Source organism: Streptomyces sp. PA03-3a, from assembly GCF_033792735.1.
Lineage (GTDB): Bacteria > Actinomycetota > Actinomycetes > Streptomycetales > Streptomycetaceae > Actinacidiphila.
This window is the reverse complement of the sequence record NZ_JARAVM010000036.1, coordinates 1-12,269: the sequence shown is the minus strand read 5'-3', so window position 1 is coordinate 12,269 and position 12,269 is coordinate 1. Positions and strand designations below refer to the sequence as shown.

Sequence of the window (12,269 nt, the reverse complement as noted above, 5' to 3'; positions counted from 1 at the left end):
TCGGTCACCCCTCGGAGGTGTCTCCCCGCATCAGTTCGCCGGCCTCGGCGCGCAGGTCCCGGCGGAGCTCCTTGGGCAGCGAGAAGGTGATCGACTCCTCGGCGGCCTTGACGATCTCCACGTCCTCGAAGCCGCGGGCGGCCAGCCACTCCAGCACCTGCTCGACGAGCACCTCGGGCACGGAGGCACCGGAGGTGACGCCGACCGTGGAGACGCCGTCCAGCCACGCCGGGTCGATCTCGTCGGCGAAGTCCACCAGGTACGAGGCGCGGGCGCCGGCCAGCTTGGCGACCTCGACCAGGCGCACGGAGTTGGAGGAGTTGCGCGAGCCGACGACGATGACCAGGTCGGCCTCGGCCCCCATCTGCTTCACGGCGAGCTGGCGGTTCTGCGTGGCGTAGCAGATGTCGTCGCTCGGCGGCGAGATCAGCAGCGGGAACTTCTCCTTGAGCGCGTCGACGGTCTCCATGGTCTCGTCCACGGAGAGCGTGGTCTGGGAGAGCCAGACGACCTTGGACGGGTCGCGGACCTCGACCTTCTCGACGTCGCCGGGGCCGTCGACCAGGGTGATGTGGTCGGGGGCCTCACCGGAGGTGCCGATGACCTCCTCGTGGCCCTCGTGGCCGATCAGGAGGATGTCGTAGTCCTCGTTCGCGAACCGCACGGCCTCCTTGTGGACCTTGGTGACCAGCGGGCACGTCGCGTCGATGGTGGCGAGCCGGCCCTTGGCGGCCTCCTCGTGCACGACCGGGGCGACGCCGTGGGCGGAGAACATGACGATCGACCCCGGCGGCACCTCCTCCGTCTGCTCGACGAAGATCGCGCCCTTCCGTTCCAGGGTCTGCACGACGTACTTGTTGTGGACGATCTCGTGGCGGACGTAGATCGGGGCCCCGTACTGCTCAAGGGCTTTCTCGACGGCGATCACGGCACGGTCCACACCCGCGCAGTAGCCTCGCGGGGCGGCGAGCAGGACGCGGCGGGAAGTCGTAGCGGTCATGTGCCCATCGTACGGGGCCCGGACGGGGCGCCACCGCTGCCCCGGGTGCCCCGGCCGGGGGTGCGGGGGCGGTGCCGGAGCGTCCCGGGGCGCACGCGACGGACCCGCCCGGACGGGCCGGACGGGGCGCGGGACGCGGGGCTCAGCGGCAGCCCCGCGGGCCCCGGGCGGCACGACGGGCGGCGAGCACCCACCCGGCCGCGAGGGCGGCCCCCGCCAGGGGCAGGCAGGCGAAGCAGCCGCAGCCGGGACCGTAGCGGCCGACGCGGAACCCTGCGTGGACGCGCGGCGGTCGTTCGGACGGCGGGCAGCCGTGCCGGCCGGGTCGGCGCATGGGACCTCCCAGGACACCTGCCGGCGACGCGGGCGTCACCGGCGACACTCCTGCCCAGCCTGCGCGGCGGCGCGCCGGGAGGACAGCCGGGCGCGCCATTCGGGTCGGACGGGAGGGCGTCACTGTCCGTGGCGGGGGCTAGTCTCGGCGTATGGCTGTGAACACGTCCGCGGAGACGCCGATCCCGGTCGGCGAGGTGTCCCGGCTGATCGGCGGCTGGATCGACCGGCTCGGCCCCGTGTGGGTCGAGGGGCAGATCACCCAGTTGTCACGGCGCCCGGGGGCGGGCGTGGTGTTCCTGACGCTGCGCGATCCGTCGCACGACATCTCGATCGGCGTGACGTGCCGCCGGGCGGTCTTCGACGCCTTCGACGGGGCGGTCGGCGAGGGCGCCCGGGTCGTGGTGAACGCCAAGCCGGAGTGGTACGCGCCGCGCGGCCAGCTGTCGCTGCGCGCGGCGGAGATCCGCCCGATAGGCGTCGGCGACCTGCTGCTGCGGCTGGAGCAGCTCAAGAAGCGGCTGGCGGGCGAGGGCCTGTTCGCGCTGGAGCGCAAGCGGCCGCTGCCGTTCCTGCCGCAGCTGATCGGACTGGTCTGCGGCCGGGCCTCGGCCGCCGAGCGGGACGTGCTGGAGAACGCCCGGCTGCGCTGGCCCGCGGTCCGCTTCGAGGTGCGCAACGTGCCCGTCCAGGGGGCGTACGCGGTGCCGCAGGTGATCGAGGCGGTGCGCGGCCTGGACGCCCACTCCGAGGTCGACGTGATCATCGTGGCGCGGGGCGGCGGCAGCGTGGAGGATCTGCTGCCGTTCTCGGACGAGCGGCTGGTGCGGGCGGTGGCGGAGTGCCGTACGCCCGTGGTGTCGGCGATCGGGCACGAGCCGGACACCCCGCTGCTGGACCTGGTGGCGGATCTGCGCGCCTCGACGCCGACCGACGCCGCCAAGCGTGTCGTGCCGGACGTGGGCGAGGAGCTGGCCCGGGTCGAGCAGTTGCGGCAGCGGTCGCTGCGGGTGATGCGCGGGCTGCTGGACCGGGAGGAGCGGGGGCTGGCCGCCGCGGTGAGCCGGCCGTGCATGGCGCGGCCGCACATGATGGTGGACGAGCGCGAGGAGCAGGTCGCCGCCCTGCTGGAGCGGTCCCGCCGCCATCTGCGGCACCGGCTGGAGCGGGCGGACGACGAGCTGGCGCACACCCGGGCCCGCGTCCTCGCGCTCTCCCCCGCCGCGACGCTGCAGCGCGGGTACGCGGTGCTGCAGCGCGAGGACGGGCAGGTGGTGCGCGCCGCGGACGAGGTTGCCGAGGAGGAGAAGCTGCGCGCCCGGGTGGCCGAGGGCGAGTTCGCCGTCCGCGTCACACGCTGACCGGGCGCCGCGTGCCCGGCCGCCGTGTCGGAGGGCGGCCCTAGGCTGGTGCCATGGCAGATCAGGACACGCTGGGGTACGAGCAGGCCCGCGACGAGCTCGTCGACGTCGTTCGCCGTCTGGAGGCCGGCGGCTCCACGCTCGAGGAGTCCCTCGCCCTGTGGGAGCGGGGGGAGCAGCTCGCCAAGGTGTGCCGCGACTGGCTGGAGGGCGCTCGCGCCCGGCTGGACGCGGCCCTGGCGCAGGAGTCCGGCGGGGCCGGGGAGGGTCCGGAGGCCGCCGCTGAGGAGTGAGCGGGTGAGCGGGGCGCGGGCGGCGTGACCCGCTTCACGGGGCGATAGTTGAAAGTTTGGTTGAAAATTCATCTATAGTGAGAGGGAGTTCCGACGCGCCTGTCCCCAGGGCGCTGCTCCACACCCCCACCGAGGTACCCCATGACGCTCCAGCTGGACCCCGCCGCCCAGAACCTCCTCTTCCGCGAGGCGCGCACCGCCAACGCGTTCACCGACGAGCCGGTGACCGAGGAGCAGGTCCAGGACGTGTACGACCTGGTCAAGTACGCCCCCACCGCCTACAACCAGCAGCCGCTGCGCATCGTGCTGGTGCGCTCCCCCGAGGCCCGCGAGCGCCTGGTGCGCCACATGAACGAGGGCAACCGCGCGAAGACCGCCGCGGCGCCGCTGGTCGCGGTCCTGGCCGCCGACAACGAGTTCCACGAGGAGCTGCCGGCCCAGTTCCCGGCCTTCCCGCAGGCCAAGGAGGTGCTCTTCGGCGAGCGCCCGGCGCGTGAGGCGTCCGCGGGCTTCAACGCCGCGCTGCAGGTCGGCTACTTCATCCTGGGCGTGCGGGCCGCGGGCCTGGCCGCCGGCCCCATGACCGGTTACGACGCCGGTGCCATCGACAAGGAGTTCTTCCCCGACGGCGACCACTCCGTGCTGGCCGTGGTCAACATCGGCAAGCCGGGCGAGAACGCCTGGCGCGAGCGCGGGCCGCGCCTGGCGTACGACGAGGTCGTCACCACCGTCTGACGGGACCCGCCGCCGTCACCGAAACCGTCACCGCCGCCGGCCCGAGGCCGGCGGCGGTGACGCGCTTCAGTCCTGCCGGCCGCCCCGCTCGTCGAGCGCGGCCGCCAGTTCCGCGAGCCGGGCCATCGGGGCCGTGCCGGTGACCATCGTGGTGACCCCACCCTTCTCGCGCACGAGCGCGTCGTACTTGTCGCCCTCGTAGCGCTGCCAGGTCTCACCGTCGACGGTGCGGGTGCCGACCCGCTTCGCCTGGTGGCTCTTGATCGCGACGAACTTCTCCGTGGCCTCGTTGCTCTGCTCGACGGCCGCGTACTCGTTCTTCGGGTCGACGAAGCCCAGGTGCCACCGCACGGCCTCCGGGTCGGTGGACTCGTACGTCACCGAGGTCGCCCGCCAGTCCTTGCCGAGCCCCTCCGGAGCCGCCACCCCGTAGGGGGCGTCGCGCCGTGCCTGGTCGAGTTCGACCCGGTAGCCGACGGGCTTGACGGGGTCGTGGTTCTCATCGTGCGGGATGAAGAGCCAGATGCCCCCGGCGACGACCCCGATCGCCGCCATCGAGAGCACCATGTCCCGCAGTGTTTCCGTGCCGCGCTTCTTTGCCACGCCCCCTATGGTCCCCCATGCCCCGGGCCGTCCGGCCGCCCGGGGGTCGCACCCGGCGGGAAGTCCGCTCATGTGACGGGCGCCCTGCTCATCCTGGCGGGGTCCGGATAAGGTCGTAACACCCTCTTATCCCGGCCGTCCTCGTACAGAAAGGTGCGCTGAGATGACCGAGCAGCACGAAAACCACAGTCTGCCGCCGCAGCTCGAGGTGAATCCCGAGGCCCCCGACCGCAACCTCGCCCTGGAACTCGTCCGGGTGACCGAGGCCGCCGCCATGGCGGCCGGCCGCTGGGTCGGGCGCGGTGACAAGAACGGCGCGGACGGCGCGGCCGTCAAGGCCATGCGCACCCTCGTCTCCACCGTGTCGATGAACGGCGTCGTCGTCATCGGCGAGGGGGAGAAGGACGAGGCCCCGATGCTCTTCAACGGTGAGCGCATCGGCGACGGGAACGGCGCGGAGTGCGACATCGCCGTGGACCCGATCGACGGCACCACCCTGACCGCCAAGGGCATGCCCAACGCCATCGCGGTGCTCGCCGCCGCCGACCGCGGCACGATGTACGACCCCTCGGCCGTCTTCTACATGGACAAGCTGGTCACCGGCCCCGAGGCCGCCGACTACGTCGACATCACCGCCCCGCCCTCGGTCAACATCCGCCGGGTCGCCAAGGCGAAGGGCAGCGCCCCCGAGGACGTCACGGTCGTCATCCTCGACCGTCCCCGTCACGAGGGCATCGTCAAGGAGGTCCGGGAGACCGGCGCGCGCATCAAGTTCATCTCCGACGGCGACGTGGCCGGCGCGATCATGGCCGTCCGCGAGGGCACCGGTGTCGACATGCTGATGGGCGTGGGCGGAACGCCCGAGGGCATCATCGCGGCCTGCGCCATCAAGTGCCTCGGCGGCACGATCCAGGGCAAGCTGTGGCCGAAGGACGAGGCGGAGAAGCGGCGCGCCCTGGACGCGGGCCACGACCTGGAGCGGATCCTGCACACGGACGACCTGGTCAGGGGCGACAACGTGTTCTTCGTCGCCACCGGCATCACCGACGGCGAACTGCTGCGCGGAGTGCGGTACCGCGCCGAGACCGCCATCACCCAGTCGCTGGTCATGCGCTCGAAGTCCGGCACGATCCGCCAGATCGACTCCACGCACCGCCTGTCGAAGCTGCGCGCCTACAGCACCATCGACTTCGACCGCGCGCGCTGAGCCGCCGCGGCCCGCGCCGCGCACCGGCGCACGAGGACGGGGACCCCGCCGCGCGGCGGGGTCCCCGTCCTCGTGCGTCCGTTCAGCCCGCCGCGGCGATCCGCGTCCCGGGCCTTTGCAGTTCCGCCTCCCGGCGGCGGCGCCGGGCCAGTACGACCCTGCGCTCCGCGGCGGTCATCCCGCCCCACACGCCGTAGGGCTCGGGCTGGAGCAGCGCGTGTTCGCGGCACTCCAGCATCACCGGGCAGCGCGCGCACACCCGCTTGGCGGCCTCCTCCCGGGACAGCCGCGCCGCTGTCGGCTCCTTGGACGGCGCGAAGAACAGACCCGCCTCGTCACTGCGGCACGCCGCCTCCGAGTGCCATGGGCCGCCCAGGTCCCGGGGGTGACTCAGGGAGGACCTGGAGGCTGCCGGGGGCTCGATCGGTTGAAGCACGGGATACTCCTGACGACGGCTCGGCTTGGTGTCACCCTTGCCCGTCGCTGCGGTGCCGGTGCGTCTCCACGGGTCTGTCGGCGTGAGGAGGGCTGCGGCGAGCGACGTGTCCCCTTGCCCTACCCGCTGTACGCGCGTTCATGCGCACAGCGCCGGGCGCGACGCCCGCCGGGCCGGTGCCGTGTGCCGCCGATCCCCTTGCGCGGCACGGGAGTTGGCCCGCGGAGCGGTCAGCCGTCGAGTTCGGCGGGGCCGAGCCCCTTCTTCTTCACGCGCTTGCCGCGGCGCGGCTTGGCCTCGACGCCGCCCCAGAAGGCGAAGCCCTGCACCTTGATGACCGGGGCGTTCGGGTCGGGCGCCTCGTACGCCTTCACGTCGGAACCGCCCATGATCCCCACGACGCCGCCGCCGTGCAGGGTGACGTTCTCCGGGACCTTGATCTCGACGCCGCCCATGATGGCGGTGCAGTTGATGACCAGCTCGGGGCTGGTGAAGGTGGCCTCGGTCAGGTCGATGACGACACCGCCAAGGATGGCGACGGCGTTGATCCTCGAACCGACCCGCCAGCGGCCCTTGCGCTCGGCGCCGCCGAGGATGCCGATCAGGTTGGGGTTCTCCCCGGAGCCGTCGGGCACCCAGTGGTGCGCCCCCGGCGACGGGGCGGGCGCGCCGGCGGTGCGCCCCGCGGGGAGGTCTCGGACGTACGGCTCCAGTTCGCCGACGGTCTTGGCCGCGTAGACCCCGTCGAGACGCTCGGAGTGCTCCTCGGTGGTCAGGCGGCCCTCCGCCAGGGCATCGCGAAGGATGTCGGCCACCCGGTCGCGGTCCGCGTCGGACGCGCGGAGATCGGCTTCGGCCACGGGGCGCACGGGGTGCTGTTCACGCTTCTGGAGCGACGACTCATCCACCCGACTACCGTACACAAACGCGATAGATCGCGACTAGGCCCGGTGAGGGTCACCTCACACATCCGGCACCCCGCGAACGTTCTACGCTTGTTGGGCTTCTATGACGCAGCGCCAGTGAGGATGTCCCTTATGCCCGAGTTCGCCTATACGGATCTGCTCCCCCTCGGTGAGGACACCACTCCGTACCGTCTGATCACCTCCGAGGGCGTCAGCACCTTCGAGGCCGACGGCCGGACGTTCCTCAAGGTGGAGCCGGAGGCGCTGCGCAAGCTCGCCGCCGAGGCGATGCACGACATCTCCCACTACCTGCGGCCCGCGCACCTCGCCCAGCTGCGCCGGATCCTCGACGACCCCGAGGCGTCCCCCAACGACCGCTTCGTCGCCCTGGACCTGCTGAAGAACGCCAACATCGCCGCGGCCGGCGTCCTGCCGATGTGCCAGGACACCGGCACCGCGATCGTGATGGGCAAGCGCGGTCAGAACGTGCTCACCCAGGGCGGCGACGAGGCAGCCCTGTCGCACGGCATCTTCGACGCGTACACCAAGCTCAACCTGCGCTACTCCCAGATGGCCCCGATCACCATGTGGGAGGAGAAGAACACCGGCTCCAACCTGCCCGCGCAGATCGAGCTGTACGCGACCGACGGCGGCGCCTACAAGTTCCTCTTCATGGCCAAGGGCGGCGGCTCCGCCAACAAGTCCTTCCTCTACCAGGAGACCAAGGCGGTCCTGAACGAGGCCTCCATGATGAAGTTCCTGGAGGAGAAGATCCGTTCACTCGGCACGGCCGCCTGCCCGCCGTACCACCTGGCGATCGTGGTCGGCGGCACCTCCGCCGAGTACGCGCTGAAGACCGCCAAGTACGCCTCCGCGCACTACCTGGACGAGCTGCCCGGCGAGGGCTCCCCGACCGGCCACGGCTTCCGGGACAAGGAGCTGGAGGAGAAGGTCTTCGAGCTGACGCAGCGGATCGGCATCGGCGCCCAGTTCGGCGGCAAGTACTTCTGCCACGACGTGCGTGTGGTGCGGCTGCCCCGGCACGGCGCCTCTCTGCCGGTCGCCATCGCCGTGTCCTGCTCCGCCGACCGCCAGGCCGTCGCGAAGATCACCGCCGAGGGCGTCTTCCTGGAGCAGCTGGAGACCGACCCCGCCCGGTACCTGCCCGAGACCACCGACGAGCACCTGTCGGACGACAACGTCGTACGCGTCGACCTCAACCGCCCGATGGACGAGGTGCTGGCGGAGCTGTCCAAGTACCCGGTCAAGACCCGGCTGTCGCTGACCGGCCCGCTGGTCGTCGCCCGCGACATCGCGCACGCGAAGATCAAGGAGCGGCTGGACGCGGGCGAGGAGATGCCGCAGTACCTGCGCGACCACCCGGTCTACTACGCGGGCCCGGCCAAGACTCCCGAGGGCTACGCCTCCGGCTCCTTCGGCCCCACCACCGCCGGCCGCATGGACTCCTACGTCGAGCAGTTCCAGGCCGCGGGCGGCTCCAAGGTCATGCTCGCCAAGGGCAACCGCTCGAAGCAGGTCACCGACGCGTGCGCCGCGCACGGCGGCTTCTACCTCGGCTCGATCGGCGGCCCGGCGGCGCGCCTGGCGCAGGACTGCATCAAGAAGGTCGAGGTCGTCGAGTACGCCGAGCTCGGCATGGAGGCGGTCTGGAGGATCGAGGTCGAGGACTTCCCGGCCTTCATCGTCGTCGACGACAAGGGCAACGACTTCTTCACCGATCCGGCACCCGCGCCGACGTTCACCAGCATCCCGGTGCGCCCGGGGGCGTGACCCTTCCGGGACGGCCCGGCACCGCGTGCGCGGTGCCGGGCCGTCCTGTCTCCGCGGGCCCGCTCCGGGGGAATGAAACCTCCCGCGCCGCTGTCCTACCGAGGGATCCGGGTTCTACTGGGAAGTGCCCGGTACACCCGACGATGTCCGCGATGGAAGGAATTCCGGCCATGCCCGAGCAGGACGCAGGGGACCAGCACGAGTACCGCACCGAGCACGACTCGATGGGCGAGGTGCGCGTCCCGGCCCACGCCAAGTGGCGCGCGCAGACGCAGCGGGCGGTGGAGAACTTCCCCATCAGCGGACGGGGGCTGGAGCGCGCCCACATCGAGGCGCTCGCCCGGATCAAGGCGGCGGCGGCCAAGGTCAACGCGGAGCTGGGCGTCCTGGACAAGGACGTGTCGGAGGCGATCCAGGAGGCCGCCGCCGAGGTGGCCGAGGGGCACTGGGACGGGCACTTCCCGATCGACGTGTTCCAGACCGGGTCGGGCACCTCCTCCAACATGAACACCAACGAGGTCATCGCGACCCTGGCGAGCGAGCGGCTCGGCCGCGCGGTGCACCCCAACGACCACGTCAACGCGAGCCAGTCCTCCAACGACGTCTTCCCCTCCTCCCTGCACATCGCCGCGACCGCCGCGGTGACCGGCGACCTGATCCCGGCGCTGGAGCACCTGGCGGCCTCGCTGGAGCGCAAGGCCTCGGAGTTCGGTGCCGTGGTGAAGTCCGGCCGTACGCATCTGATGGACGCCACGCCGGTGACGCTGGGCCAGGAGTTCGGCGGCTACGCGGCCCAGGTCCGGTACGGGGTGGAGCGGCTGCGGGCCTCGCTGCCCCGGCTGGCGGAGCTGCCGCTGGGCGGCACCGCGGTCGGCACGGGGATCAACACCCCGCCCGGCTTCTCGGCGGCGGTGATCGCCGAGGTGGCGCGGACGACCGGGCTGCCGCTGACCGAGGCGCGGGACCACTTCGAGGCGCAGGGCGCCCGCGACGGCGTCGTGGAGACCTCCGGGCAACTGCGCACGATCGCCGTGGGCCTGACCAAGATCGCCAACGATCTGCGCTGGATGGGCTCCGGGCCGCGCACCGGTCTCGCCGAGATCGCCCTGCCGGACCTGCAGCCCGGTTCGTCGATCATGCCGGGCAAGGTGAACCCGGTGATCCCCGAGGCGGTGCTGATGGTGTCCGCGCAGGTCATCGGCAACGACGTGACGATCACGACGGCCGGCGCCGCGGGCAACTTCGAGCTGAACGTCATGCTCCCGGTGATCGCCCGGAACGTCCTGGAGTCGGTCCGGCTGCTCGCGAACGTCTCCCGGCTGCTGGCGGACCGCACGGTCGACGGGATCACGGCGAACGTGGAGCGGGCCCGCGAGTACGCGGAGTCCTCGCCGTCGGTCGTCACCCCCCTCAACAAGTACATCGGCTACGAGGAGGCGGCCAAGGTCGCCAAGCGATCGCTGGCCGAGCGGAAGACCATCCGCGAGGTGGTGCTGGAGACCGGCTACGTGGAGCGCGGGCTGCTCACCCTGGAGCAGCTGGACGAGGCGCTGGACGTGCTGCGGATGACCCGGCCCTGACGGCGCGGCACGCCGCCGCCCCGGCCGTCCCGCGTCCGGCGTGACGCACGTCCGGCGTGACGAACGCTCGGCTCAAGGGTGACGCCTCCGTAACACGGGGTCCGTAAGATCCGTTCATGACAGCGGACATCCTTCTTTCCCAGGGAGCGGGCCGGGACGGTGGCACGGGCCACTGGGCCGCCGGCGAGCAGGTGCTGTGGCGTTACCGCGGCAACGGCAGCGACGCGGTGCACATCTGCCGTCCGGTGACCGTGGTCCGCGACGACCCGGAACTGCTCGCGGTGTGGATGGCGCCGGGCACCGAGTGCGTCAAGCCGGTCCTCGCGGACGGCTCGCCGATCCACCACGAGCCGCTGGAGACCCGCTACCTCAGGCCGCGCACGACGTGCGTCGACCGCTGGTGGGGCGCGGGCGTGCTCAAGCTGGCCCGGCCGGACGAGCCCTGGTCGGTGTGGCTGTTCTGGGAGCAGGGCTGGCGCTTCAAGAACTGGTACGTGAACCTGGAGGAGCCCCTGCGCCGCTGGTCGGGCGGGGTCGACTCGGAGGACCACTTCCTGGACATCCACGTCACCCCCGACCGGGACTGGCAGTGGCGGGACGAGGACGAGTTCGCCCAGGCGCAGGCCGCCGGCCTGATGACGGCCGCGACGGCCGAGCGGGTGCGGGAGGCCGGCCGCCGGGCGGTCGACGTGATCGGCGCCTGGGGGCGGCCCTTCCGGGACGGATGGGAGCACTGGCGTCCGAATCCGGCGTGGCCGGTACCGGCCCTTCCGGTTGACTGGGATCGTCCGGCAAGGTGACCGCGTGAGCGGCTTGCCGGGGACCCCTGCCCCAATCGTAAGATCGTGGCCCATAGTGCTGCACAAAACACAGGCTCACACTAGAGTTTGACGCTACGTCACCAAGGTCATACGGGAGGCCCGGGCTGTGGGAGTCGGCGGCTACGAGGACATACGGCTGGACCGCACCGGCCAGGCCGAGGGGTTCGACGCCATAGGTGACCGCTACGACGAGGCCTTCCCGCACAAGGAGGGCCAGGTCACCGCGGGTGAACGGCTCCTGACGCGACTCCCCGCGGGCTCCCGGGTCCTGGACCTGGGCTGCGGCACGGGGCTGCCGACCAGCCGTCAGCTGGTCGAGGCCGGGCACAAGGTGACGGGTGTGGACCTCTCCGCGGGGATGCTCGCGCTCGCCCGCCGGCACGTGCCGAGGGCGGACTTCCACCGGGCCGACATCGCGGACCTGCGGACCGGCGGCCGCTACGGGCCGGGCGGCCCCGAGGACCTGGGCCGCTTCGACGCCGTCGTGGCCTTCTTCTCGCTGCTGATGCTGCCTCGGGTGGAGATCCCGCTGGCCCTCCGAAGCGTCCACGACCTCCTCCTCCCGGGCGGTATGTTCACCCTTTCGATGGTGGAAGCCGACGTGGACGACTTCGCGATTCCGTTCCTTGGTAACACCATCCGGGTATCGGGTTATCTACGGGACGAATTGCGCCAGGTGGTCGCCGAAGCGGGATTCACGGTCCTTGAGGAGGATTCGTACGCGTACGCGCCGCACACCACCGAAGTGCCGCCGGAGGAGCAGCTCTTCCTGCACTGCCGACGACCCGCCTGACGCGGCCGCCCCGCCACGTGCCCGGCATGTGACGCACCCGACCGGATGGAACGACCAGCGTGAGCACGGAGCGCATTTCTGAGCAGGCCGCCGTCCAGGAGACGACGGCAGGCCCGGCACGTCCGGGCGACACCGAACCGGTACCGGATCCACGGGCCGGCTTCCGGCTGCCCGCGGACCCCGCCCCGGGCGACGAGGCGGTCGCGCCCCCGTCCGCGGCGGCCCGCCGCGGCTGCCGCCGCCGGCCGCCACGGGAAGCGGCGCGGGAGCAGCGCGCCGCCCGCCGCCAGCCAGACCGCCGCCACGGGGGTGCGGGTGCGCGGGCTGCCGATGAAGACCAGTTCCTGCGCGCCCGCGTCCACGGCGTAGGCCGATTCCAGTTCGTCCGGCTCGACCAGATCGGGCCACAGC

The 12,269-nt window shown here is 72.0% G+C and carries 12 protein-coding genes and 1 pseudogene; 9 read left to right on the top strand and 4 right to left on the bottom strand.

From position 1 onward, the window contains the following. Positions 1-4 precede the first annotated feature (4 nt). Positions 5-1,000, bottom strand: coding sequence for a 4-hydroxy-3-methylbut-2-enyl diphosphate reductase (locus tag PV342_RS32810; RefSeq protein ID WP_026251424.1), 996 nt, complete (start codon positions 998-1,000; stop codon positions 5-7). A gap of 485 nt (positions 1,001-1,485) precedes the next feature. Here PV342_RS32810 and xseA point away from each other — a divergent pair, with 485 nt between their 5' ends. The 3 genes from xseA to PV342_RS32795 all read left to right on the top strand — a co-directional run bounded on the left by xseA (position 1,486) and on the right by PV342_RS32795 (position 3,722). Further along, positions 1,486-2,694, top strand: coding sequence for an exodeoxyribonuclease VII large subunit (gene xseA, locus PV342_RS32805; protein ID WP_400798771.1), 1,209 nt, complete (start codon positions 1,486-1,488; stop codon positions 2,692-2,694). Positions 2,695-2,747: 53 nt separating this feature from the next. Further along, positions 2,748-2,987, top strand: a complete 240-nt coding sequence (locus PV342_RS32800) for an exodeoxyribonuclease VII small subunit (protein WP_018561408.1) — start codon at positions 2,748-2,750, stop codon at positions 2,985-2,987. Between the two features lie 141 nt (positions 2,988-3,128). Then, positions 3,129-3,722 carry a malonic semialdehyde reductase gene (locus PV342_RS32795; RefSeq protein WP_386994184.1) on the top strand — a complete coding sequence of 198 codons (594 nt, stop codon included), beginning with the start codon at positions 3,129-3,131 and terminating at the stop codon, positions 3,720-3,722. 66 nt (positions 3,723-3,788) lie between these two features. On the opposite strand, the gene PV342_RS32790 is transcribed toward PV342_RS32795, so the two are convergent. Next, complete coding sequence (locus PV342_RS32790) at positions 3,789-4,325, bottom strand: DUF4245 domain-containing protein (RefSeq protein ID WP_386994185.1); 537 nt, start codon at positions 4,323-4,325, stop codon at positions 3,789-3,791. Between the two features lie 163 nt (positions 4,326-4,488). On the opposite strand from PV342_RS32790, the gene glpX reads away from it, so the two are divergent. Next, positions 4,489-5,532 carry a class II fructose-bisphosphatase gene (gene glpX, locus PV342_RS32785; protein ID WP_400798776.1) on the top strand — a complete coding sequence of 348 codons (1,044 nt, stop codon included), beginning with the start codon at positions 4,489-4,491 and terminating at the stop codon, positions 5,530-5,532. A gap of 82 nt (positions 5,533-5,614) precedes the next feature. On the opposite strand, the gene PV342_RS32780 is transcribed toward glpX, so the two are convergent. Both PV342_RS32780 and PV342_RS32775 read right to left on the bottom strand, forming a co-directional pair. Beyond that, a complete protein-coding gene (locus PV342_RS32780; protein ID WP_018561404.1) occupies positions 5,615-5,968 on the bottom strand; it encodes a WhiB family transcriptional regulator in 354 nt (117 codons plus the stop codon). Positions 5,969-6,198: 230 nt separating this feature from the next. Then, the gene (locus tag PV342_RS32775) at positions 6,199-6,876 is read right to left on the bottom strand and encodes a DUF1707 SHOCT-like domain-containing protein (RefSeq protein WP_386994188.1); all 678 of its coding nucleotides are present in this window, start codon (positions 6,874-6,876) and stop codon (positions 6,199-6,201) included. Between the two features lie 129 nt (positions 6,877-7,005). On the opposite strand from PV342_RS32775, the gene PV342_RS32770 reads away from it, so the two are divergent. The 5 genes and pseudogenes from PV342_RS32770 to PV342_RS32750 all read left to right on the top strand — a co-directional run. Beyond that, positions 7,006-8,664 (top strand): fumarate hydratase, encoded by a 1,659-nt coding sequence (locus tag PV342_RS32770; protein WP_500319867.1) that lies wholly within the window; start codon positions 7,006-7,008, stop codon positions 8,662-8,664. Positions 8,665-8,834: 170 nt separating this feature from the next. Continuing rightward, positions 8,835-10,244 carry a class II fumarate hydratase gene (locus PV342_RS32765; RefSeq protein ID WP_500319865.1) on the top strand — a complete coding sequence of 470 codons (1,410 nt, stop codon included), beginning with the start codon at positions 8,835-8,837 and terminating at the stop codon, positions 10,242-10,244. Between the two features lie 116 nt (positions 10,245-10,360). Further along, complete coding sequence (fomD, locus tag PV342_RS32760; RefSeq protein WP_400798787.1) at positions 10,361-11,044, top strand: cytidylyl-2-hydroxypropylphosphonate hydrolase; 684 nt, start codon at positions 10,361-10,363, stop codon at positions 11,042-11,044. Positions 11,045-11,171: 127 nt separating this feature from the next. Continuing rightward, the gene (locus PV342_RS32755) at positions 11,172-11,858 is read left to right on the top strand and encodes a class I SAM-dependent DNA methyltransferase (protein ID WP_361007392.1); all 687 of its coding nucleotides are present in this window, start codon (positions 11,172-11,174) and stop codon (positions 11,856-11,858) included. 59 nt (positions 11,859-11,917) lie between these two features. After that, positions 11,918-12,269: pseudogene (locus PV342_RS32750) on the top strand (hypothetical protein); the annotation flags it as partial.

Bases quoted from the DNA above. Each gene is read 5' to 3' on its own strand.
- PV342_RS32810 (WP_026251424.1), bottom strand. From the start codon at position 1,000: ATGACCGCTACGACTTCCCGCCGCGTCCTGCTCGCCGCCCCGCGAGGC.
- xseA (WP_400798771.1), top strand. From the start codon at position 1,486: ATGGCTGTGAACACGTCCGCGGAGACGCCGATCCCGGTCGGCGAGGTG.
- PV342_RS32800 (WP_018561408.1), top strand. From the start codon at position 2,748: ATGGCAGATCAGGACACGCTGGGGTACGAGCAGGCCCGCGACGAGCTC.
- PV342_RS32795 (WP_386994184.1), top strand. From the start codon at position 3,129: ATGACGCTCCAGCTGGACCCCGCCGCCCAGAACCTCCTCTTCCGCGAG.
- glpX (WP_400798776.1), top strand. From the start codon at position 4,489: ATGACCGAGCAGCACGAAAACCACAGTCTGCCGCCGCAGCTCGAGGTG.
- PV342_RS32770 (WP_500319867.1), top strand. From the start codon at position 7,006: ATGCCCGAGTTCGCCTATACGGATCTGCTCCCCCTCGGTGAGGACACC.
- PV342_RS32765 (WP_500319865.1), top strand. From the start codon at position 8,835: ATGCCCGAGCAGGACGCAGGGGACCAGCACGAGTACCGCACCGAGCAC.
- fomD (WP_400798787.1), top strand. From the start codon at position 10,361: ATGACAGCGGACATCCTTCTTTCCCAGGGAGCGGGCCGGGACGGTGGC.